The organism is Pseudalkalibacillus decolorationis (assembly GCF_024609785.1).
Lineage (GTDB): Bacteria > Bacillota > Bacilli > Bacillales > Fictibacillaceae > Pseudalkalibacillus > Pseudalkalibacillus decolorationis.
Genome location: NZ_JANHJQ010000012.1, coordinates 136,715 through 159,817 on the forward strand (window position 1 = coordinate 136,715; position 23,103 = coordinate 159,817).

The 23,103-nt window shown below is 38.8% G+C and carries 23 protein-coding genes; 14 read left to right on the plus strand and 9 right to left on the minus strand.

What is annotated here, in order from left to right:
- Positions 1-9: 9 nt before the first annotated feature.
- Complete coding sequence (locus NON16_RS13375; protein WP_372508806.1) at positions 10-756, minus strand: IclR family transcriptional regulator; 747 nt, start codon at positions 754-756, stop codon at positions 10-12.
- 164 nt (positions 757-920) lie between these two features.
- Between NON16_RS13375 and NON16_RS13380 the strand changes: the two genes are divergently transcribed.
- The 6 genes from NON16_RS13380 (at position 921) to cypC (ending at position 8,943) form a co-directional block, all read left to right on the plus strand.
- Positions 921-1,793 carry a dimethylarginine dimethylaminohydrolase family protein gene (locus tag NON16_RS13380; protein ID WP_257349691.1) on the plus strand — a complete coding sequence of 291 codons (873 nt, stop codon included), beginning with the start codon at positions 921-923 and terminating at the stop codon, positions 1,791-1,793.
- A gap of 21 nt (positions 1,794-1,814) precedes the next feature.
- The gene (locus NON16_RS13385) at positions 1,815-2,576 is read left to right on the plus strand and encodes a dimethylarginine dimethylaminohydrolase family protein (protein WP_257349693.1); all 762 of its coding nucleotides are present in this window, start codon (positions 1,815-1,817) and stop codon (positions 2,574-2,576) included.
- 142 nt (positions 2,577-2,718) lie between these two features.
- A complete protein-coding gene (locus NON16_RS13390) occupies positions 2,719-4,116 on the plus strand; it encodes an amino acid permease (RefSeq protein WP_257349747.1) in 1,398 nt (465 codons plus the stop codon).
- Positions 4,117-4,195: 79 nt separating this feature from the next.
- The gene (locus NON16_RS13395) at positions 4,196-5,842 is read left to right on the plus strand and encodes a M20/M25/M40 family metallo-hydrolase (protein WP_257349695.1); all 1,647 of its coding nucleotides are present in this window, start codon (positions 4,196-4,198) and stop codon (positions 5,840-5,842) included.
- Between the two features lie 450 nt (positions 5,843-6,292).
- Positions 6,293-7,414 carry a threonine aldolase family protein gene (locus NON16_RS13400; RefSeq protein ID WP_257349697.1) on the plus strand — a complete coding sequence of 374 codons (1,122 nt, stop codon included), beginning with the start codon at positions 6,293-6,295 and terminating at the stop codon, positions 7,412-7,414.
- 254 nt (positions 7,415-7,668) lie between these two features.
- A complete protein-coding gene (cypC, locus tag NON16_RS13405) occupies positions 7,669-8,943 on the plus strand; it encodes a CYP152 family fatty-acid peroxygenase CypC (RefSeq protein WP_257349748.1) in 1,275 nt (424 codons plus the stop codon).
- Between the two features lie 504 nt (positions 8,944-9,447).
- Here the strand turns inward: cypC and NON16_RS13410 are convergent.
- Positions 9,448-11,139: a M3 family oligoendopeptidase gene (locus NON16_RS13410; protein WP_257349698.1), complete on the minus strand. Its 1,692-nt coding sequence runs from the start codon at positions 11,137-11,139 to the stop codon at positions 9,448-9,450.
- 408 nt (positions 11,140-11,547) lie between these two features.
- Here NON16_RS13410 and NON16_RS13415 point away from each other — a divergent pair, with 408 nt between their 5' ends.
- Positions 11,548-12,000, plus strand: a complete 453-nt coding sequence (locus NON16_RS13415) for a hypothetical protein (RefSeq protein WP_257349700.1) — start codon at positions 11,548-11,550, stop codon at positions 11,998-12,000.
- A 49-nt stretch (positions 12,001-12,049) separates the two neighbouring features.
- Here NON16_RS13415 and NON16_RS13420 read toward each other — a convergent pair whose 3' ends face one another.
- Both NON16_RS13420 and NON16_RS13425 read right to left on the minus strand, forming a co-directional pair.
- Entirely contained in the window at positions 12,050-12,229 is a 180-nt protein-coding gene (locus NON16_RS13420) for a small acid-soluble spore protein H (RefSeq protein ID WP_257349702.1), read from the minus strand.
- An 82-nt stretch (positions 12,230-12,311) separates the two neighbouring features.
- On the minus strand, positions 12,312-13,790 hold the full coding sequence (locus NON16_RS13425; protein WP_257349704.1) for an alkaline phosphatase family protein: 1,479 nt from the start codon (positions 13,788-13,790) through the stop codon (positions 12,312-12,314).
- 101 nt (positions 13,791-13,891) lie between these two features.
- On the opposite strand from NON16_RS13425, the gene NON16_RS13430 reads away from it, so the two are divergent.
- Positions 13,892-14,626 carry an endonuclease/exonuclease/phosphatase family protein gene (locus NON16_RS13430; RefSeq protein WP_257349705.1) on the plus strand — a complete coding sequence of 245 codons (735 nt, stop codon included), beginning with the start codon at positions 13,892-13,894 and terminating at the stop codon, positions 14,624-14,626.
- 225 nt (positions 14,627-14,851) lie between these two features.
- On the opposite strand, the gene ymzB is transcribed toward NON16_RS13430, so the two are convergent.
- From ymzB to ligD, 3 genes are all read right to left on the minus strand, one after another.
- Positions 14,852-15,196, minus strand: coding sequence for a protein YmzB (gene ymzB / locus NON16_RS13435; protein WP_257349706.1), 345 nt, complete (start codon positions 15,194-15,196; stop codon positions 14,852-14,854).
- A gap of 75 nt (positions 15,197-15,271) precedes the next feature.
- A complete protein-coding gene (locus NON16_RS13440) occupies positions 15,272-15,502 on the minus strand; it encodes a hypothetical protein (RefSeq protein WP_257349708.1) in 231 nt (76 codons plus the stop codon).
- Between the two features lie 70 nt (positions 15,503-15,572).
- Positions 15,573-16,472 carry a non-homologous end-joining DNA ligase gene (gene ligD, locus NON16_RS13445; protein WP_257349710.1) on the minus strand — a complete coding sequence of 300 codons (900 nt, stop codon included), beginning with the start codon at positions 16,470-16,472 and terminating at the stop codon, positions 15,573-15,575.
- Between the two features lie 80 nt (positions 16,473-16,552).
- On the opposite strand from ligD, the gene NON16_RS13450 reads away from it, so the two are divergent.
- The 5 genes from NON16_RS13450 (at position 16,553) to NON16_RS25895 (ending at position 21,937) form a co-directional block, all read left to right on the plus strand.
- A complete protein-coding gene (locus NON16_RS13450; protein ID WP_257349711.1) occupies positions 16,553-17,500 on the plus strand; it encodes an ATP-dependent DNA ligase in 948 nt (315 codons plus the stop codon).
- Between the two features lie 248 nt (positions 17,501-17,748).
- Positions 17,749-18,390, plus strand: coding sequence for a TetR/AcrR family transcriptional regulator (locus NON16_RS13455; RefSeq protein WP_257349713.1), 642 nt, complete (start codon positions 17,749-17,751; stop codon positions 18,388-18,390).
- Positions 18,387-19,091, plus strand: a complete 705-nt coding sequence (locus tag NON16_RS13460; protein ID WP_257349715.1) for an MBL fold metallo-hydrolase — start codon at positions 18,387-18,389, stop codon at positions 19,089-19,091. The genes NON16_RS13455 and NON16_RS13460 overlap by 4 nt, the downstream gene beginning before the upstream one ends.
- 629 nt (positions 19,092-19,720) lie before the next feature.
- Positions 19,721-21,631: an endonuclease MutS2 gene (locus NON16_RS13465; RefSeq protein WP_257349716.1), complete on the plus strand. Its 1,911-nt coding sequence runs from the start codon at positions 19,721-19,723 to the stop codon at positions 21,629-21,631.
- A gap of 210 nt (positions 21,632-21,841) precedes the next feature.
- Positions 21,842-21,937, plus strand: a complete 96-nt coding sequence (locus NON16_RS25895) for a YoqH family protein (protein WP_486660016.1) — start codon at positions 21,842-21,844, stop codon at positions 21,935-21,937.
- A gap of 8 nt (positions 21,938-21,945) precedes the next feature.
- Here NON16_RS25895 and hepT read toward each other — a convergent pair whose 3' ends face one another.
- Positions 21,946-22,344 carry a type VII toxin-antitoxin system HepT family RNase toxin gene (hepT, locus tag NON16_RS13470; protein WP_257349717.1) on the minus strand — a complete coding sequence of 133 codons (399 nt, stop codon included), beginning with the start codon at positions 22,342-22,344 and terminating at the stop codon, positions 21,946-21,948.
- On the minus strand, positions 22,337-22,741 hold the full coding sequence (gene mntA, locus NON16_RS13475; protein ID WP_257349718.1) for a type VII toxin-antitoxin system MntA family adenylyltransferase antitoxin: 405 nt from the start codon (positions 22,739-22,741) through the stop codon (positions 22,337-22,339). Before mntA ends, hepT begins: the two co-directional genes overlap by 8 nt.
- A 76-nt stretch (positions 22,742-22,817) precedes the next feature.
- On the opposite strand from mntA, the gene NON16_RS13480 reads away from it, so the two are divergent.
- Positions 22,818-23,003 (plus strand): hypothetical protein, encoded by a 186-nt coding sequence (locus tag NON16_RS13480; RefSeq protein WP_257349719.1) that lies wholly within the window; start codon positions 22,818-22,820, stop codon positions 23,001-23,003.
- Positions 23,004-23,103 lie beyond the last annotated feature (100 nt).

Consider the following 23,103-nt stretch of genomic DNA (forward strand, 5'->3'; position numbering starts at 1 on the left):
ACTCAAAACTCAGCTATGATACCCCAATTTTGCAGAAATCTTTTTACCAGTTTCCACGACTTTTTCAATCAGGAATTCAAGCCGGCTGTCCGTAAGGTTAAAATTGACGAAACCGATACTTACAGCACCCTCTACTTTCCCGAAATGGCTTAGGATCGGTACAGCAACAGAAGACGTCCCTTCCGTTCTCTCAGCGTGACTAATTCCATAGCCCATTGTCTTCGTTTCCTTCAACGTTTTCCAAAGCCCTGGCCTATCCTGCTCAGGCAGAAGTTCTCCAATAATTTCTTCCGCTTGTTTGTCAGGCATATAAGCGAGCATCACTTTGTTAGCGGCTCCTATATGCATTGGAATACGCATACCCAGTTGATCATAAACTCGAATTGAATTTTTGTCTGAGTCGATTCGTTCGATGATGAGTGACTCAGTCCCTATAGGCTTGCTGAGATAGACGTTTTCCTCTACTTCGTGTATAAGCCTTTCTAGTTCTGGCCGTATTTTGCTTACATAATCCATCGTGTCATAGACTTGTAGACCATACTCAAGCCAAATATTTCCGATTCCATATAACTTTGTTCGCTCGTCCTGCTGGATCATTTCATGTCGGATCATTGCTTTCAACAGGCGATGCATGGAACTTACAGGGAGTTCGCATTTTTTTGATAGTTCGGTAATAGATAGCCAGCTTTCCGTTGAATTGGATGCCAGCACTTTGACAACATTCATTGCCCGATCGATTGATTGCAATGAAGACACCCCCCTAATATCTTCATTATACTCTTTCTGATTTTTGAAGTAAAAAATACACTAAATTCTAATTATTTAAAAGATATTGACATCTTATAAGAAATTATCTACAGTCTTATATATAAATTCCTTTAAACGGAATCATTTTCCGTAATACGGAAAGGTTGATGATAATGACATATTGTTCATCTATGTTCAAAGCTTTGGAACATGTGATTGTAAAGCATCCAAACGAAGCATTCATTAGTCAGGAGAACATTAGTAAGGAATGGGAGATATTTAATTACGTAAAAGAACCAGACTTCAATGAATCGCTAAAGGAATATGCGGATTTTATTTCTATAATAGAAAAACATGTACCGAACATCGATTATCTGCCAGCTTCCCCTGAAGTCGGTATGGATTCGCTTTATGCACATGACCCTGTCAAGTTCACAAAAGAGGGAGCGATTCTTTTAAAGTCTGGTAAAAGAAAAAGGCAGCCAGAAGCAAAAGTGTATAAAGAGTTTCTAGAGGAAAAGAACATTCCGATCATAGGTGAATTGAATGGGAGTGCGGTTGCGGATGGGGGGGATATCATTTGGCTTGACGAGAGGACACTTGTTGTTGGTCGTGGTTACCGTACAAATGATGAAGCGATTCGTCAATTAGAGGAAATGACGGCTCGTTTGGTCGATGAATTTATCGTTGTCCATCTTCCACATGATCAAGGTGAGGATGAGTGTCTACATCTTATGTCAATGATCAGTATGGTGGATCAAAATCTTGCTGTCGTCTACTCGCGGCTGTTACCCGTCTTTTTCAGGCAGCTCTTAATTGACCGTGGTATCCAGCTTATCGAAGTGCCGGATGTTGAATACGATACCCTTGGTTGTAATGTACTCGCCTTGGCTCCGCGTGTCTGTTTGATCGCTTCCGGAAACCCTACCACAAAACAGCGGCTACTTGATGCGGGTGCCGCGGTCTATGAGTATAAAGGATACGAAATCAGCTATAAAGGTACCGGTGGGCCGACTTGCCTGACAAGCCCAGTAGTACGTAAATAAAAAATATTGGAGGAATGAGCTATGTATAAGAACGTTATTGTTAAGACACCTGGGGAAAGTTACATGAATGGATTGACAACATCTGATCTTGGATCGCCAGATTATGAGAAATTACTAGAACAGCACAATGCTTACTTGGAAGCCTTAAAAAAGTGCGGTGTTTCTATAACGCTTTTGCCGGCAAGTGAGGAATTTCCAGACTCAACTTTTGTAGAAGATACTGCGGTTCTAACACCAGAATTCGCTGTTATTTCAAACCCAGGGGCTGCATCCCGGAACAAGGAAAAGAAAGAAATCAAATCCGTCCTAAATCGATTCTATGATAAGTTTCATTACATAAAGTCGCCTGGGACATTAGATGGTGGAGATGTCCTTCAAGTAGATGATCATTTCTATATCGGTATTTCCGATCGTACGAATGAGGAAGGTGCACGCCAATTAAAGGGTATCGTAGAGTCAGAAGGCTATAAGGGGACAATCGTTCCCCTACAAAAATTCTTCCACCTAAAAACGGGCATCTCCTATCTTGGAAATAACGTGATCGTAACTGCTGGCGAATTCATTGACCATTCGGATTTTCAACAGTATAAAAAAATTACTGTTGCACCTGAAGAAGAATACTCAGCGAACTGCATTCGGGTCAATAATTATGTCATTATCCCTAAAGGATACAAGGACACGATTCACCAGATAAATGAAGCTGGATATGAAACCATTGAGCTTGAAATGTCGGAATTTCAGAAACATGACGGCGGTTTAAGCTGCCTATCCTTGCGGTTCTAAGATTTTTCACACGTTAAGAAAGTATAAATACTTTCTATAGTATAAGTTCAACTACGGCTCTGACTTCGCCTAAAGGCTCGGCAGTCGCCGAGTTTTCTTTATAAATCGATTTTACATGGTACAGGAAGGTAGGGTGGAATTTATGCTGGAAGAGGTTCAACAACAGGAACAGTTGGATCAGGGTCAAAAGCACAACCAGTTAAATCGCTCCATGAAGAGCCGTCATTTGTTTATGCTTTCGCTCGGTGGCGTTATTGGAACAGGGCTTTTTCTAAATGCGGGCTACACAATCAACCAAGCCGGAGCTGGAGGAGCCTTACTTGCCTACTTATTCGGTGGGTTGATTTTGTACATGGTCATGGTCTGTCTAGGAGAACTAGCAGTGTATATGCCCGTGACCGGATCATTCCAGACGTATGCTTCACGTTTTATCAGTCCATCGGTAGGCTTTTCCCTCGGCTGGATGTATTTTGTGGGTTCAGCCGCAACAGCAGGTGTGGAGTTTACGGCAGCCGGTATCTTAATGCAACATTGGCTTCCGGATATTCCAGTCTGGATTTGGTGTTCCGTTTTCATTGCTTTTCTTTTTTTATTGAACGCATTAACCACCCGTGGCTTTGCTGAAGCCGAATACTGGTTTGCAGGCATTAAAGTTATCGCAGTCATTGCATTTCTCATTATTGGTTTTGCAGCGATATTTGGGTTCATTTCATTAGAGGATCGACCGACACCTTTTTTAGAAAATTTAGCACCTTCGGGATTATTCCCTGCTGGAATTGCGATTGTATTCATTACCATGATGAATGTCATTTTCTCTTATCAGGGTTCAGAACTACTCGGAATTGCTGCCGGGGAAAGTGAAGATCCAGAACAAAATATCCCGCGTGCCATCCGAAATGTGCTGATACGGATTATCGTATTCTACATTGCCTCAATCGTAGTGTTGTCGGCGATCTTTCCTTCATCCGAAATCGGCCTTCTTGAAAGTCCATTCGTGACGATGATGGAAATTGCAGGTGTTCCTTTTGCAGCAGACATCATGAATTTTGTCATTTTGACTGCCGTTCTTTCCGTTGGTAATTCTTGTATTTACGCATCAACACGCCTGCTCTGGTCGATGGCTCATGAGGGAATGGCACCGAAGATATTTGGTCGTCTTTCCAAACGAAAAGTTCCGTTCACCGCTTTGGTTTTCACCATGTTCTTCTCGCTCTTGTCTTTATTGACAAGCTTTATGGAAGCAGATACTGTGTTCGTTCTACTCATGTCCATAGCGGGCATAGCTGTCACTATTTCCTGGATGGGTATTGCTTTATCGCAGCTCATGTTCCGCCGGAAATATTTAAAAGAAGGCGGAAAATTGGAGGATCTGAAATTTAAAGTCAGGCTTTATCCTTTTGTGCCATTGTTCTGTCTCGCTTTTTGTTCGTTCATTCTCATATTCTTGGCGTTTGATCCGACCCAGCGCATCGGACTATATTACGGAGTAGGTTTTTTCATTTTCTGTATGCTGTTATATCGGTTCAAATTTTCGAAATAAGAAAGATAGGTCATAAAAAGCTAATCAAATTCAATCGTATAGCTGGACATCACGTCTATACTTAAAAGGAGGAGTTTTCATGAGCCAATATTCATGGGGTACACCCGATTCACTTCGCAACCTGTTATGCGAGCTCGTCAGCTGGGAAAGCCAAACATTCACAAAAGGGGAGCAGGAATTCGCTTTAAAAGTCCAAGCGAAGTTGATGGAACTGGATTATTTCAAAAATAACCCTGATCATATTGCGCTTCATGAGGTAGATATTGGTCGGAATTTTGTATCAGCCTTGTACAAACATCCTGAAGTAAATGAAACAATTGTTTTGATCAGTCATTTTGATACAGTACAAACAGAAGAATATGGCGATCTTGAGCCGCTTGCTTTCCACCCGGAAGAACTTACAAAAAAACTTTATGAGCGTAGAGAAGATCTGCCGGAGGATGCCCGTAAAGACCTTGAATCGGGTAAATACCTGTTCGGTCGGGGGACGATGGATATGAAGATGGGACTTGCACTTCATATGGCCATGATTGAAAAGGCAAGTATTGAACAATGGCCAGTCAACCTGCTTTTGATTACGGTTCCCGATGAGGAAGTCAATTCAGCAGGCATGCGATCCGCAGTCAAAGAACTCGTACAGTTACGAGAAAAACTTGGAATCACATATAAACTGTTTTTGAACAGTGAACCAACATTCACCCAAGAACCGGGAGATACAAAGGATTATATTTATACTGGAACGATCGGAAAAATAATGCCAACTGCGCTTTTCTATGGTAAAGAAACTCACGCTGGGGAACCGATGAAAGGAATTACAGCGAACTACATTGCTTCTTTCCTTACTCAACGTATGGAATGGAATTCTCTGTTCCGTGAATCTGATCTGGGTGAAAGTACACCATTACCAGTATCTCTACAGCAAAAGGACTTGAAAACACAATATTCGACACAGACACCCTATCGTGCAGTAGCCCTGTATAATGTCTTCCTCCTAAAACGTACCGCTGCTGAAGTAATGGATCTATTCAAGCAGGTTGCACAGGAGGCTATGGCACAATGCAACTCTTTTTACAAAGCTATATGTGAAAATGAAAAAGTTGAAGGTGTCGGTACTGTTCGTACACTGAGGTATGAAGAACTTCTCCGATACGCAAAGAAAAAGTTTGGTAGCACATACATTGAGCAATTAAAGAATGAAACGTTTGAAAATACGAGTTGGGATGACCGTGAAAAATCTATACACCTCGTTGATAAACTGATGACTCAATGTTATGAACTTGCGCCGGCCACTGTATTGTTCTTTACACCGCCATATTATCCAGCGGTCAATACGTCCCGGGATCCTCTTGTAATCAATTCTGTAAAACTAATGAAGGAAGTCGCCGGTAGCTTTAATATCGAGGTGAATCAAATTCACTATTTGAATGGCATCTGTGACCTTAGTTATGTAAATTATTCGGATGAAGGGGATGGCTGGACTACCTTTGAAAGTAACACACCGGTATGGGGTAACACTTACAGTATTCCATTTACTGATATGTTGCAGCTCAAAGCTCCTGTTTTTAATGTCGGTCCCTTCGGTAAGGATGCTCATCAGCGTACGGAACGTCTCCATATCGATAGCGCTTTTGTTCAAATGCCCGTTATGCTTGAAAGTTTAATTAGAAACATGTTTTCTGAAACAACGAGAGAAAGCCAACTCCATAAAATGAACATGTGCACTTGATAAAGAGAAACGAAGCATACCTGAACGGAATAATTATTCAAAAAAACACCCTCGTCGGTGTTTTTTCTTAGGCTATCTTAACAAACTAGTAAGGGTCAGCGCTTTTTGAATTTAGGAGTGAAGAAAGTATAAAATTTTGCTGCATAGATGCAATGTCTAGCTTCAGCGCCTAGGTGCTCGAGGTCGCTTCGATTCTTCCACAAACACAAAAAGCGTGTTATGTTACAGAATCTCCAGCGCTTGTCGCAACTGGTCAATGCGCTTCCGCTTTTCTTAAGAGTTGAGAAGGTGAAAATAGCTTTGTAGTAGAAGTACTCTGAAAGGGTTATTGGAAGGGGCACAATTCAATGNACTGGTCAATGCGCTTCCGCTTTTCTTAAGAGTTGAGAAGGTGAAAATAGCTTTGTAGTAGAAGTACTCTGAAAGGGTTATTGGAAGGGGCACAATTCAATGAATGGAAAGAATGAACTTTTAGAAGCATATAAGCAAACGACTTATCAAGTAGCTGGCCATGGAAAAAGAGACATTCAAGTACTGAAAGAGGTATTGAACGAAGTTGATGGGCAGCAAGAAAGTGATCTATATGGAACTGGTAAAATTATAGAAGACTTTCAAGATAAAATAGCAGCGTACTTGGGGAAAGAAGCAACTGTATTTTTCCCTAGTGGAACAATGGCCCAGCAAATCGCCTTAAGAATATGGTGTGATAAAAAAGGACTACAAAAAGTCGCCTACCATCCATTATGTCATTTAGAGATTCATGAAGAAGATGGTTTGAAAGAATTACATCATATAGAGCCTGTTTTATTAGCAGATAAAAACACGGTGATTCAATACGAAGATGTTAGGAACATGAAAGAGGAGATTGCCTGTTTATTACTTGAATTGCCGCAACGTGAAATCGGAGGGCAATTACCGGAGTACGAAACGCTTGAATCGATCTCGGAATATTGCCGTGAGAAAGGGATCAAGTTACATCTAGACGGTGCTAGGCTTTTTGAAATTTTACCGTATTATAAAAAGTCAGCTGCTGAAGTTTGCAGTCTTTTTGATAGTGTATATGTATCTTTTTACAAAGGGATTGGAGGTCTTGCCGGAGCCATCCTTGCAGGAGATGAAGACTTTGTTAAGGAATCTAAACTGTGGAAAAGACGCCACGGTGGTGATCTTATCAGCCTTTACCCGTATATAATAAGTGCTGATTATTATTTCGATCAGAGAGTACATAAAATGCAAAAGTATCATGAGAAAGCTGTGGAACTAGCCGGATTATTCAATCAATGTGATGCTGTCTCAACAAAGCCTTTGGAGCCAGTTTCCAATATGTTTCACGTACATGTTGATGTAGCGAAAGAAAAGCTTGAATCGATTTTAATAGGAATGTATCAGGCACTAGGTATCGGTTTAACCGGTAATATTAAAGAAATAAAGGACAACGTATGCTGTTTTGAAATAAGCATCGGCGATCAATATGAGACAATACAAAAAGAAGACGTAAGAAATGTATTTCAAATGCTTGATGAGAAAATGATGGAACTAAAAAATACGGTAGAGCCTAATACTCATTCTTGATTGTTTGAATTTGTTCTTCTAAATAAAAAGGAAAATAAGTGGTTACCACATAGTACAGCCAATCTGGTTGTACTATTTTAAGTATGTTTAAAAACCAAGGGAGATTTCAATACTGAAAGAGAAAGGATTTCGTTAATTGTTTTACCCGGCAATGTTTAAAGGTTTATAAAACGTGAAAGAAGCTTTATTAAGGGCAGGCTTTATTTTGTGAAACTGCCTAGTTATGAATAAAAGGAGAAGATACTTTTATGTCGATGAACGAACAAGTCCCTCATGATAAAAGCCTTGATAACAGCCTAGCCTTGATGCGGGAAGGGTATCTATTCATTAAGAACAGAACGGATAAATATCAGTCGGATTTATTCGAAGCGCGATTAATGGGGCAGAAGGTCATTTGTATGAGCGGGGAAGAAGCGGCGAAGATTTTCTACGATTCGGAGAGATTTAAGCGTAAGGGTGCCGCACCAAAGCGGGTGCAAAAAACATTGTTTGGCGTTGGTGGAGTCCAGACGATGGATGGTGATGCACATATTCACCGAAAGCTTCTCTTTATGTCGCTAATGACGCCGGAGCATGAAAAGCGACTAGCCGAGTTGACAATGGAGCAGTGGAAAGCCTCTATTAGCAAATGGGAAACTTCTAAAAAAGTTGTACTGTTTGAAGAAGCAAAAGTGGTGTTATGCCGGGTTGTTTGCCAATGGGCTGGAGTACCGTTGAAGGAATCCGAAATCAAAGAGCGTGCTGACGACTTCAGTGAAATGGTTGATGCTTTTGGGGCAGTAGGACCACGATACTGGAAGGGAAGAAGAGCAAGAACAAGAGTCGAAGAATGGATCCGGGGAGTCATCGAAGATACCCGAGCCGGTAAACTGCAAGCGGAGGAAGGATCTGCACTTTACAGCATGGCTTTTCACAAAGAGTTGGATGGAAGTCAATTGGATACCCAAATGGTAGCAGTAGAGCTGATCAATATTTTACGACCAGTTGTTGCGATTTCAACGTTCATCACCTTTGCCGCTTTAGCATTGCATGAGCACCCAGAGTGTAAAGAGAAGCTTCAGTCAGGTGATCGTAATTATTCTGAAATGTTCGCCCAAGAGGTTCGGCGTTATTATCCATTTGGTCCATTTGTAGGTGCCAGGGTACGTAAGGATTTTATTTGGAAGCAATGCAAATTTAAAGAGGGGATGCTCGTATTGCTTGATATGTACGGAACGAATCATGATTCCCGACTATGGGGGAGTCCGAATGAATTTCGTCCGGAGAGGTTTAAGGAATGGGAAGGTAGCCTGTTTGATTTCATTCCACAGGGTGGGGGAGATCCTGCCAAGGGACATCGGTGTCCAGGTGAAGGTATTACAGTCGAAGTCATGAAAGTGAGTTTGGATTTCCTTGTCAACAAGATTGAGTTTAAAGTTCCAAAACAAGATTTAAGCTATAGTCTCGTAAAAATGCCGACACTGCCTGAAAGCGGATTTGTAATGAGTGATGTAAAGCGAAAATACAGCTCACAGGAGTGGACATACTAGACGCGCTGCTTCGTCGATAGAAGATGGGGCTGTCTAGAAAGCCAATTTCCACTGACCTTCTAGATGCCCCCTCAATATTGTTAGTATTTAATGAATTTTAATAATACAACTCTAAAAATACGATCGCAACTCGGCAAATACGGGCGCAACTCAAAAATTACGATTGTAACTCGGCAAATACGGGCGCAACTCGAAAAATACGATCGTAACTCGGCAAATACGATCGAACTCAGAAAATACAATTTAAATCTCGGAGTCTCAATATCAAACAGGATGATTTTTTTACGCTAAGTCGATTGTAAAACATATTTCCTTTCATGTCGTGTATGTGACACTTTTTCTAGTTACTTTTTATTTTAGAGGTTGTTCAAAAAGTCCGGTTAAGATAGTTGTCGAATTTCTACGTTATTTGGTCTCTCCAGTTCTCACGTATTACAGTTTTTTAACTATGATTAAATGATAGGGAGTGTTATCTTTTTTTTGAATTTACAAATCGAATAACCTTTAAATAATACAATCCTCCACTTGATCCATCCATTCCTGTACATACCTTAAGAGGGGCTGTAAACTACTTTCTTCAAACGGTAAATTTAAATTGGCTTTCTCAATCAATTCATGAAACGGAAGCTTTCCTCCGTTTCGACACATATCCAAATAACTTTTCCATGCTTGTTTTGGATTTTTCTGATGTTTTATCCATAGCTGAACAGCACAAAAATGTGCCAAGTCATAGTCCATGAAATAAAACGGTGTTGTGAACAATTGGTTGATTTCGTAAAAACCTGTCCCCTTTTCTAAAAAATCATTTCCATCATAATCACGTTCGGGAAGGTATTCGATCTCCAATTTCCTCCACTTGGATTTCCGGTCCTCAATGGTTGCAGTTGGTTGATCATACAGGTAATGCTCGAATTCATCCACAGCACTAGCCAAAGGCATATACATGAAGGCTGTCGTCAAGTGAGAATACTGATATCTTTTGGTCTCTTCCCCAAAGAAAAGCTCCATCCAAGGCCATACAAAACGCTCCATCGTAAATGAGAACAATTCAGCTGAATCGTAAGGGAGGATATATTCAGGGATGTTCCAATGCCTCGACATATAGAATTGAAAGGCATGACCGGCTTCATGTGTGAAAACTCGTATATCATTGGCTATTCCGTGAAAGTTGGCGAACAGGTACGGAGATTTATTGTCTCCTATATATGTAGCATAGTTTCCTCCCATTTTATTGGGTCGGGTGTGTAGGTCCATCAAATCCGTCGAAACCATTTCATCATAAAAAGCTTTTGTCTCAGGTGATAGTTCAGCAAACATTCTTCTAAAATTGATAAGAATGTCTTGAATGGAGCCTTTAGGAGATGGTAATCCATCCGCGAATAGATAACCTTCATCATAGTATTTTAATTTTTCAACACCTATTCTATGTTGTTGATTGTTCCGAAGCTGAGATACAAACGGCACCCCATATTTTTTTACTTGATTTCGGTATTTTGTCAGGTCCATCGGTCTATGTCCGGTTCGGTTCATTCTTTGGTAACCCAAGTCTATAAAGGAGGAGTGTCCTAACATTTTTGCAATGGTATTTCTTGTTGTAACGAGTTCATCAAGGATTCTGTCAAATTGTGATTCTTTTTCGATAAAAAACTGATTTTTCGCTTCATGGGCTATTTTTCGTGTGATTCGATCTGAAGAGTTAAGGTAAGGCGCTAATTCTGATAATTTCATCTTTTCATTAGAGAATGTAATTGTGGCATTTCCGAGTAACGTTTCGTACTCCCATATGAGTTGGTTTTCTTTTTGGATATCAACGATAATTTCACTGGAGTATGTATTTTGTTTTAATTCCGCAAGACGAAACAACTGCTTACCCCAACGGTCTTCGAGTTGACTTCTAAATTTTGCTCTGAGAATAGAATGATAATATGTTCCTACCAACTTTAAATAACGAGACTCCATTTTGTTAAAAGCAGCAAACTCCTTTAGATAGAACTCGTTATTCATTTCTCGAAAGTGTTGGAGTCTTACATAATTGTAGGCAGTTTCAAAGACAAATCGGTGATCATTCAATTTTTTGAACCAATCACATTGTTCTTCATAAGTAGATGCGTTCTCAAATTGATTTAATAGTTTAGAAAATTCATCCTCATACGTAACAATGTCAATACGAACAAACTTCTTATTTTTCACTTCCATACGATATATCCACTCCCCTAATGTAATTACTATCTATTATAGTATAAATTACTTTATAAGGTAATTATAGTTATATTTTAAAGTAATTTTTTGTCGTGATCTTAACAGGGGCAGAACCTGATATTGCAGCGCAAAACTTATTAAATTCTGTGCAATTGGATAATTTCGATCTATTCCTATACCCAATAGAAATAAAACTTCATGAACAAAAAAAGTAGTAGTAAAAAGCCGGGTACATATTGTAAAATACTAACAAACCATATGTTTGTTTCATACACACAGTGATAGATGATTACTATGTAAATGAATATTCCGATTGGGTAAATGCAGTTGTGATAACAAAGGAAAACCAAATTGTTCTTGTTGAACAATATCGTTACGCAGGAAAAGATTTAGTGAGGAGAAAAGATGAAAAATATATTAGTTATTATTTGGGGCATGCTTTTATTCTTTTTGGGTGCTTGTTCAAATGAACTACAAGGGAAAGAAGCTCCTATGCCGAGTGTTACTTCGTTTAATGTTCAAAAGCAATCAGATATCGAAGTTCCCCATGTTGCAGAGACAATTTGTTGGAATAATTGTGCAGTTGATAAAAAAGATCCTTATTCAATTCAACCGAAAGAATCAGTTAAGTTAGATAATGATAATCCAATCTCTATTTCATTTGAAGGTATGGAACCAAAACCATCTACAATAAATCTTATAAATGAAACGACAGGTGACCATATCCAAGTTGATTCTGAGTGGATAACCCTAAATCCCCCGGACAAAGGCGAATACGTATATCGGATTCATCTCTTCTGGAACAGCGATAAAGGAGCTCCTTTAGGTGAGTTAATGTATGTTTTTTCAGTTCGTTGACATAAAACAACCACCCGCGAAGGTGGAGGTTTAATAAAGTATTGTCGAATTACTGCTCTTGTAAGCTGGTTACAGAAACACTTTGTTTACCATTGGGGTTGTTAAGGGAATGGACTGTAGCTGTTCCATTTTGTTGATCCACGTGTTCAATGTAAATACCTTCCCCATTATAGGTTACATTCGCCATAGTTGATGAAGAAGCAATTTCTTGTGCCCGTTGTGCGTCCATTGTTGTAGCCACCTCCTTTGGTTTGTAACACTTATAATATTTGTTGTAAATTACTTAGATATACTTGTTGAAATTTGAATGTTTAAAGTAAAGATAAAATCCATTCTTTTAGGTCAACCATTCGTAAATGTGATGGACTAGAATCGGTGCCGGTGACGATCATCGGAATGAGTGAGTCTTGTTCATGTAATCCCCCATGGCTAGCCCCTCCAACATGGGTTGGTGAGCCTTCTCCGATAAATTCATACCCTGGTTTGGCACTTGCAATAAGATAATCACCATCATGAGAGTTTAAACAACTATGGAGACGGGCTAGTGCATCTGGGTATTCTCCATACTCAATGGTTCGTTCGGTTAAGGTCAAATCTAATAAGTCTGTATCCCCTTTAATGAACCATGTTTGTTCATAATCATCGGTATAATCTCCGTCTGGATGGAATCTTAACTCTCCTTTTTGAACGCCTGACCTCACTTCGATATGATCTTTATTTTTCCATGCAATCACATCAACTCGGTCGTCTTTTTCTAAAAGCGGAACAAGATTTTCGACAGGTACGTTATTTGGGTCTAACGAATATATAAACGCCATACGCTCATTAACTCCAAGCACAATCTGATCATCCGACGTTACTCCATTCTTCAACTTCATGATTTTAAAGTCGTCGAAAATGCCCCTTAAATCCACTAATGCTCGCTGCTTGTCCGAATCAATCCAAGCTTGCCCATTATCACCTAAGATGATCCACGTATACTTTTCTACGGCTTCTTCCCACGAGTCAAAAGAATCGAATACGTTTTGTAATTGTTGATCTACTTTTTCAATCCCTTTTGCATACATACGTCCATGTTTATGAATCCATTTATCCAAATCAGGCAAGTATACAATTGTAAAAGGAGGAAGCTTGTCTTTTTTGATAAGGTGATTCAATTCCTGTACAGAAGCTTTATTATTAAAGCCAAACCTTTTCCAGAAGTGTTTATTTTGAGTAGAAGGTATGAATTTAGAAAATCTCCCATAAGAAAATTCAGATGAAGCTCTTGCTGCGCGGTTTTCATCTAATTGTGCCATCCACTTCATTAGTTTTGGAAACGAATAATAGTGGTCCGTATTTCCTTTGAAAACGAGAGCGTTGATTGATGCTGATGTTTGGTCATTATTCTCCAGTTCCTCATGAATGGTTGTTACATCTTGACTAATATGTTTGTTATTTAAATTGAAAAATAGATCTTCTAATGATTGATGAATCCCAAGCTTTCGAAGTTCCTTAAAGGAAGTTCCATAGTTGATAAGCCGATTTTCTTTTTTGTTGAACCATACTAATCCGGGAAGTCGATGCTGATCCGGATGGGTTCCGGTTAGTAAGGTCGTATCTACAGTTACAGACATGGTCGGAAATGGACTCACAATAGTGGGAAAGTATTGTCCATTTTCCTTTAGAAATTGAAAGACAGGTGCTTGATTATTTTCAAGAGCCTTTTGCAAAGTTACATCCATTAACGTATCAACAATAATCATAATTACGGGCTTTGGGTGAAACTCTTTCTCTGATGAGGTTTCCATTCAGTCCATCCTTTTTGTTTTATGTATGTAAGCGTTTTGTCTTCATAGTATTTAGTCTTCCAAAATAAGTGGATTTAATAAGTCGAAGTGGGTGATTGTCTTTGGATTTGAAAATATTAACCTTTAATATTCATCATGGAAAAGGAATGGATAAAAAGCTGGATTTAAAACGAATTAGTCAAATCATTGACGAGTCAAATGCAGATATCATTGGCCTGAACGAGGTGGATAAGCAATTTTCCAAAAGAAGTGAATATATGGATCAAGCAGAATGGATTGCAAATAAACTAAAGATGGATTACGTATTTGGACCGGCCATTACGATGGAGGGAAAGCGGAAAGATGACATCCGTCAATATGGAAGTACCATTCTGACTCGATTTCCGATTTTGGACTCAGAGAACCACCCATTTGACTTTTTGCCCAGTATTATTGAGGATCGGTCTTTACTAGAAGTGACGTTAGAAATCGATAAACAAGAAGTAGCAGTATATGTCACTCATTTAAGTTTGGCACCATTTCTACATGGAAAACAAACCGAATTTATTCTAAAGCAAGTAAACAAACAAAAGACTCCATCTATCATTATGGGGGATTGGAACATGAAACCCTATTCAAGCAGTTGGCGTTTAATCACCAAGCAATTGAAGGATACATGGGTTGAACATCAAACAAAAGGGGATTGTGGGTACACATATCCATCTAATCGACCACGAATGAAATTAGATTATATTTTTACAAACAAAGAATTTGAAGTAATAAACTCAAAAGTCCTTATCCATGAAAAAGAGGCATCTGATCATTTGCCCCTTTTGACAACATTAAAATTGAAGTAAGAAAAGCGGAAGCGCCCTGTTCAGGTGTGACAAGCGCTGGAGATTCTGCAACATAACACGCTTTATGTGTTTGTGGAAGAATCGAAGCGACCTCGAACACCTGGGCGCTGAAGCTAGACATCGCATCAATGTATTTATACTTAAAGACAATGGAAAAAACAGACGTCAAACAACAAGAAATCATGAGAATCCAATTTGGATACTTAAGCAATACTGACCCGTACCTCAATTATTATTTGAGGAAATACGGTATTGTCCTTTCGAAGTATGGAATGAAATGAGGTCATCCGTAATTTGAACATCCGCTACTTCCTCTAATGAAATATCATACGTTCCATAAGGAAGTGCGGCGCTTTTTTCATTTTCTACAATGATTCCATCTCCCCGCAGTTGTAAAATGGTCGGGGCAAGGTAGTCATCTCTATCCGGCTGCTGTTCTTTAATGACTGCATCTTCCAAGGTTAATATGGTTTCATCGTTATTGCCGAGTTCTTGTTTCGATATGGTAAGCTCTTGATTTGTCCAGCGACCCAGTGCATCTAAGATCGGTATCGAATTCAAATCGCTCATCCCTTTCTTCTTTTTTTGGCCAACCTTTAAACGTAATCATTTTTTCTGTGTAAATAAGGCATCGCATCTCGGGTTTTATTCGACTTTGTTGCCTCGCATTCGCTTTTCAAACTCCTTCATGTCGTCATTTGGCTTTGATTGTGAAAGGTGAAAAGGATTCTTATCTTGTTTAAATTCCTTTGTCGAGTCTACTTTAATACCCATTTGCTGACCTTGTGTTGCAGTTGGGTCATTTATAATGCTTTCTCGTTTATCGTCAAAATGCGGGGTTGTTTCACGATAATTCTGATAATCATCTTTTGGCATGTCATCATCTCCTTAGTCTTAGAATAACTTTCATGATCATGAACTATTCCTGCGATTAAAATTGGTTGCACTAGGTAGATTTTTCACGAGCTTTCAGAAATGCTAAAACATCATTTAAGCGTTGATTGTTTTGTTCCTTCTCTGTTCTAACCACTCTAAATAAATCTCCTTTTTCTTTAATTCGCTTCAGGATGACCTCCATTGTGAAATCACTTGGTTTAAACCCTTCTTCAACCTCCTGCCATGTGACAGGTGTAGAAACAGACGCCTCTTTCGTAGCTCGAACTGAGTAAGGGGCAGCCATTGTTCTTCCCTTCCACAATTGAAGATAATCAAAATATAATTTCTTGCCTCTCCTTTTTTTCACTCGGTCCAGAGTGATTTTATCGGGAAGCTTTTCAAGCATATACTCGGCGACAAATTGATTAATCATCCTCGTTTCTTCAAATGAAAAATTCGGTTGTATAGGGACATAAACCTGTAATCCGGTTTTTCCAGATGTCTTAGGAATACTTTGTAAACCCATTCCATCTAAAACAGCTTTTAATTCAAGTGCAGTTTCTAGAACGAGATCAAACTCATCGGTTGAAGGATCTAAATCAAAAACGAGTTCGGTCGGGAAATCCTGGTGCGTGTATTGATCAAATGGCACGTGTAGTTCCAACGCTTGTAAATTCGCCAACCAAATTAAAGTCGCTTGATCATTCAGTAAAATTCGTTCTTTTCCTTTATAAAAGGTGCTCGAAATCCAGTCAGGCGCCCCTGTCGGTAACGACCTCTTTTCAACCTTTGAATGGTTTAAACCCCTGGGATATAACCAGTACATTAACATTCTGTCTTTTGTATAAGGCAATAAATAATCGGACACCTTTAGCAGATAGTGCACATAATCAAGCTTTGTAACACGAGAGTCAATCCATAACAGTTTTTCAGGATTCGTAATGGAGATATCTGTTCCATTGACATTCATTTGAATTACCTCTGTTTTATAAAAGTAGCTTTTCATATTGTGGAGCAGGATTGACCAAACTATTCCAGAGGTGAAAAACGATGGAACCAATTATACCCATGGAACCAAAAATTTCTTCTGCTATTCCGACAACAAATGATTGGATTGCCCAAGTTAAATGGGACGGGGTTCATGTATTAACCTATTATGACGGTAATGAAACTCGTCTATTTAATCGGAAAAAGCGGGAGAGAACGTTGCATTATCCTGAGCTTACGGACGTTGGATCCTTTTGTTCTGCAAAATCAGTCATATTAGACGGCGAAATTATTGCCTTAGGAGATGATGGCAAACCTAACTTTCACTGGGTAATGAGAAGAGACGGAATTCGAAACCTCGATCGGGTAGCTTCTGTACAAAAGCAGGTTCCAATTACATACATGATTTACGATGTGGTCTATTACAACGGTGAATGGATCACCAATCAACCTTTTCAAGATCGAATCGATTTGTTATCCGAAATTATTGTTCCAAATAAAGATGTGCAGCTTGTTACTTCCCAAGATGACGGTGAAGTCTTGTTCGAAGCCATTAAAAAGAATGGAATGGAAGGCATCGTTATGAAGAATGTGAATAGTCGTTACTACATCGGTGGAAAAAAAGAGGTATGGCTTAAAATAAAGAATACACGTGATTTAATTGCGGTGATCGGAGGGTTTACGCTAAAGGGTGGAGTCGTCAATGCTATTTTGCTTGGATTATACGATAAAAATGGAGCCTTTACATACATTGGGCACACAGGGACGGGGAAGCTTACAGCCGGTGATTGGCGGGGACTAACAGACCGATTACTGCCGCTCAAAGTTAAGAAAAGAACGTTTGTCAACAAAGTTGAACGTCATAATAATGCGAATTGGGTGACACCAACCATTACAGTTAAGATTCATTTTGCAGAATGGACAGAAGGTTGTATGTTGCGCCAGCCCAGTATACAAGCATTTGTTGATGTTCCTGCAACTGAATGTGTTCTAAATGAAGAGGTGAAGTAGGTGAAAATTAACAAGTATTATTAGGTAGGGGTAAGTGGAAACGAAAGATCAATAACACTTTATAAAAAAGAGGAATAAAGCCCGGCTAATCGTCGCGGTTTTTTTGTTTTTAGAGCAGGAACTTAACAATAGGATCAAAAATTGTAAAAAATTCTTGACAAAGATACGAACCGCCAGTTATTATATAACCAATGGTTAGTAACCAGTGGTTATGGAAATTAACTAACCAATAAAGAGGTTATAAAAAGATGGTAAAAAAACGGGAAATACGAGCAGAGGAAACAAAAAAATCTATTCTTTTAGCTGCTGGAAAACTATTTTCAGAACAAGGATATGATATTGTTTCAATGCGCGAAATTGCGAAGGAAGCTAAGTGTTCCCATACAACCATTTATATTTATTTTACAAACAAGGAAGCATTACTCCATCAGCTTTCCATGCCACCTTTATTGGAATTAAAAGAAGAAATGGAAAATACAATTCATGAAAAATCCCTTTCACCTGAGAAGAAGTTAAAAAGCGTAAGTCATGAATTTATTCGATTCTGCCTGCTGAATCGTACGATGTATAAAGTTTTTTTCAATGCGAAAGCAAGCAGAGTGGATGAGACGAATCCAGAACTTGACCTCAACAAACTCCGGATCGAGTTGTTCAATTTGCTTTCCCGAGTGCTTCAAGAATGTTTGCCAATTCAATCAAGTGATGACAGGCTGCTGGGGTATAGCCGCATTTACTTTTTTACCATTCATGGAATTGTTGGAACGTATCACAATTCGGAAGAATCGGTTCAAACTATAATGAAGAGACTCGGATCCACCTTTGATGATGCAATTGAGGTACTCTTATTTGGTTTTAAAGAAAAAATTCAGATAGGGAGTGAAGGGAAATGAAAACAAAACAGATTTCAGAGCATATTTGGAGTTTGAGGACTTGGATGGTTATTCCGATTCATGTTTGGGTTGTAGTTGAGGAAGATGGAGTAACGTTGGTTGATGCAGGAATTTCCTTAATGGGGAAGGGCATTTTGAATTTTATAGAAAACCTACAAGCCGGTCCTTTGAAAAGAATTGTATTAACTCACGGTCACTCAGATCACGTGGGGGCAATCAACACCATTTTAAAGGAAAACTCTGTACCGGTATTTGCTCATTCGATCGAATTTCCGTATATGGAAGGGGAACTCGCGTATCCCGGTAGGAAAAAGCCTGCTCAATCGATTGAAAAAAATGTTGCACAGCCATTGAATGTGGACGCAAATGATAGCTTACTACCTATTGGTGGATTGACTCCATATCTTACTCCTGGTCATTCACCTGGTCATGTCGTTTATTATCATACAAAAGATCAAGTATTGTTAGCAGGTGATCTGTTCACCTCGAAAAACGGGAAACTTCATAGACCTATACCTATGTTTACATCGAATATGGGTGAAGCAGTAAAGAGTAGCGAAATTGTTCGCCAAGTAAAACCAAAGCGGCTCGAAGTGTGTCACGGAAATCCAGTTATTAATCCTGCAGACCATCTTGATACGTACATTAGAAAAACCGCTGAAGCATATTCGATACCTGAACAAAATGTGTTTAAGGGATAATCCGTTGTTGCTGAGTTTAGTAATAAATTATATTATCAATTTCTGATTAAAGTTGCAAAAAAATCAGAAAACGGAACACTAGGGGTCAATGTATGACTTGATAAACGATCATCCATCGAGTATATTTAAATTATCTATAAAAATGAGTTCAAAAAGTAGACAAATCAGAAACAAGAAGTTCAAGGCACGACAGTTTTGAGGACCGGAGTGTATTTATTAATACATGAGGACCGGAAAAACCGAGTAACGAAGAAATTCGCCGTTTATCATATGGATACTTTTTGAATATCCTTTATAAGTAAAGGAAGATGCATTTATGTTACTGGGTGTTCTTAACTAACGCAAATTTGATACAGAGAAATGGGGAAAGACATGAGTTCGAAAAAATGTCTTTCCAACCAACGGGATAAGTATGCCCTTTTGACCATTCTCTGGTTGCATGTTAAGAACACACACGTATACATGATTCCTCTTTTCATATTCGTTTCGATACTTATTATCGATCGGATTGAGGAGACGAATTATTTGTATCTCTTTCGCCTACTACTGCCATGCCGCAGGTGACGATGTGTTCACCTGTGGTTTTTTATGTTCAAAAAACTAGATGAACAAATTAGGAGGAATTTAAATTGAATCGTACAACGGGAACGATGTTGGAATTTAATATGATAAAAGAACAATTAAGTCACTATGCTTTATCCAATCTGGCAAAGTCATTAATTGAACAGCTTTACCCTTATTCACAAAAACGTGCGGTGGAACAACGGATACAGGAAACGTCTGAAGCGAAATCGATTATCAAAAGAACCAGTGTACCAATACACGGATTAAGCGGAACGGAATCGTTATTGGAGCAATTCAATAAGGGGATTGTGCTTACCCCGAATCAACTAGAGGCAGTTCTGGATTTAATTGAGGGGGGAGGCCGAATCAAACGGTTTATGAAGAAGAACGCTTCATTAGGACCAACTGTCAGTAGCTATGCCGACTCCATTTTTGATCTGGAGGAATTAGGTACAACACTCCGGGAATCCATTCGTAATGGACAAATTCAGGATCATGCAAGCAAGACCTTATCTAAAATTCGTAAACAAGTTTCCACCATTGAAAGCCGAATTAAAGAAAGTGTTTACCAAATTGTCCGCTCGTCATCAAAGAGTAAGTATTTGCAAGAACCGATTGTCAGCCAACGTGACGGTCGATACGTTATTCCAGTCAAAAAAGAATACAGAAAGCAAATCGGAGGGCAGGTCATCGATACTTCTGCCAGTGGATCTACCATTTATATGGAACCTAAAGTGGTGCAAAAAGACCAACAAAAATTAGCAGAGCTGCGATCAGATGAGTATCTTGAAGAACAACACATTCTGTCCATTCTAACAGGGCATGTTGAAGCATGTGAACAAGAATTGAGAATCAACATCGAGACGATGGCCCATTATGACTTCGTCTTCGCAAAGGCTAAATACAGTGAATCAATATCAGGTAACCCCGTGAACATTGTAGATTCACCTTTGTTAAAACTGAACGATGCTCGACATCCGTTACTAAAGAGTGAGGCAAAACCGCTGAATATAGAACTTGGAACTGCCTTTCGAACACTTGTCATCACGGGACCGAATACAGGCGGGAAAACAGTAACGCTGAAAACGGCTGGGCTTTTGACAGTAATGGCATTGTCAGGTTTACATGTACCCGCCTCTACAACGAGTGAGATTGGGGTTTTTACGAAAATTCTAACTGACATTGGAGATGGTCAAAGCATTCAACAATCATTAAGTACATTCTCATCAAGAATGAAGAATGTGATTGAAATATTGAAACAGTCCAATCAACAAACACTCGTATTGTTGGATGAGCTAGGCGCAGGAACGGATCCGGCTGAAGGAATGGGGCTTGCGACTGCCATACTTGAACAGTTGAACGAGATGGGTGCGAGAACAATTGCGACGACCCATTATAACGATATTAAAACATTCGCCACTGAACATCCGGATTTTGAAAATGCCCATATGGAGTTCGACCTTGAAACATTGATGCCTGTTTACGAGTTAACCATAGGGAAACCTGGACATAGCCAAGCATTTCATATCGCTCGAAAATTAGGTCTTCATCCAAGGATTCTTGAAAAAGCCCACATGAGAACTTATGGAGAAGAAGTCAGATATGAAAGTAAACCTGAGCAAGATTTACAGATTTTCTCCGGAAAAGAAAAAATGGTCCAAAGAAAGAGGACAACGGAATCGAAATATAAAAAAGGTGATAGTGTCTTCATTCCTTCAATGGATAAGAAAGCAATCGTTTATGAAGGAGAAAATGAAAAAGGGGAAATAATCGTATTCATGAAAGGTGACTTCATCAACATCAATTATAAAAGAGTACGACTTGAATTAACCGCAGATGAATTATATACAGAAGGTTACGATTACGATATCCTCTTTGAAACTGTAGAAAATCGGAAGAAAAAGCGGCTCATGGACAAAAGGCATATTGAGGGATTGACGATCGACTACAACAACGAATCAACAGATGAAAATTAGAAAACGTTGAGTGAGAAGGAGCTGCCTATGAAGAATCATTCGGTCAGCTCCTTTTTTATAATGCATCGAAAAGAATCAAATCTAAATAACAGAAGTTGTTTTCTAATCAATCAAGCTTGAAACGGGAAAACTGATTCAAAAGAAAAGGAGTAGGTGTTGAAATGAAACGATTCGTTGTGTTCATGTTCCTAATAACAACTTACTGCAAAAATGAAGAATGTGACCGTTCAAGTCCGTCCTTTTAATTCTATCACCGATCAGATAGGTCCAAGTGTATTAACGAACAATATCAAATACTGTAAGTGAATTTCGGTTTATGAAAGTATTGTTTTTGTAAATTCCTTAAAATCAACTAAATGGTCATCAAGTATTTTTTGTAAAATCACTAAATTGATTTCTTGGTAATCATGAACAGCAATATTTCGGAACCCAACCATTGCTTTCATTTTATTGGAAAGGGAGAGGGTGATGACCCCTTCTGACTCCAATAGTGAAAAAGCATCCCGACTCGTTTGAGGCAGCCCTAATTTTTTCTCTGCTACAATATGCATTGCCAAATCAATACTTGCCTCACAGGCTCTTTGTAGGTTTAACACAATTGAATCTTGCTTTGTGATATTCTCTAAATGATTTGGATTATTTTCATATTCCTCTGAGATTCTTTTAATACACCTTTCAATAATACTAACTTTATTCAATACCACATCACTCATGAATGGACCCACTTTCATCTATTTTTTTTAAAATCTCTGCTCGCTCTTCGTTCAACCGAGTATACATCTTAAAGGTTTTCATTTCATAATTTGCTTTCTTTTGCTCATCCGTACAATATATTATATTCCCAGTATGAAGGATTTGGGCTTGAAACACAGTACTTGCCTGGTTTAGGTCAATTAGGTCTACATCACGATTCAATTCTGTCGCTAACTCCTGAGCGATCATAAAAACTTCATATTTATCAAATTTGGTATTGTCATTCAGAAAGGCAATATCAATATCACTTTCGCTGTGCGTATTTCGCTTAACGGTTGAACCAAATAATAGAATCAAAAAAGGAGATAATTTTTCCACTAGTACATCTACAATAATTTTTTCTATATTTTCATTCAACGTAAAAACCCTCCCTATTTTCCTTCTATTATAACATGTAAGATTGTTAACCTTTCTAATGAATGGGTGATAATTGATGGACAATCTTTTCCGGGGTAATCGATTTCGCTATACAGCGATCCAGTCAATTTATGATTTAAAAATTTCCGTTACTGGAATAAGACAAACAACAATTTATGAGCATCGTTCTATTTTGGTATACAACCAACGGACGTCTTCTTATAGTAATCATGGTGACCATGTTTGTTTAGGAAACAAATAGTTAGCTTTGCACCTTATTATTATTGGGAAATTATAAATAAGGGGCTGGCAGAAAAGTATAGAATTCTATCATTATCATAAAACAATTGGGGAGGTCTATA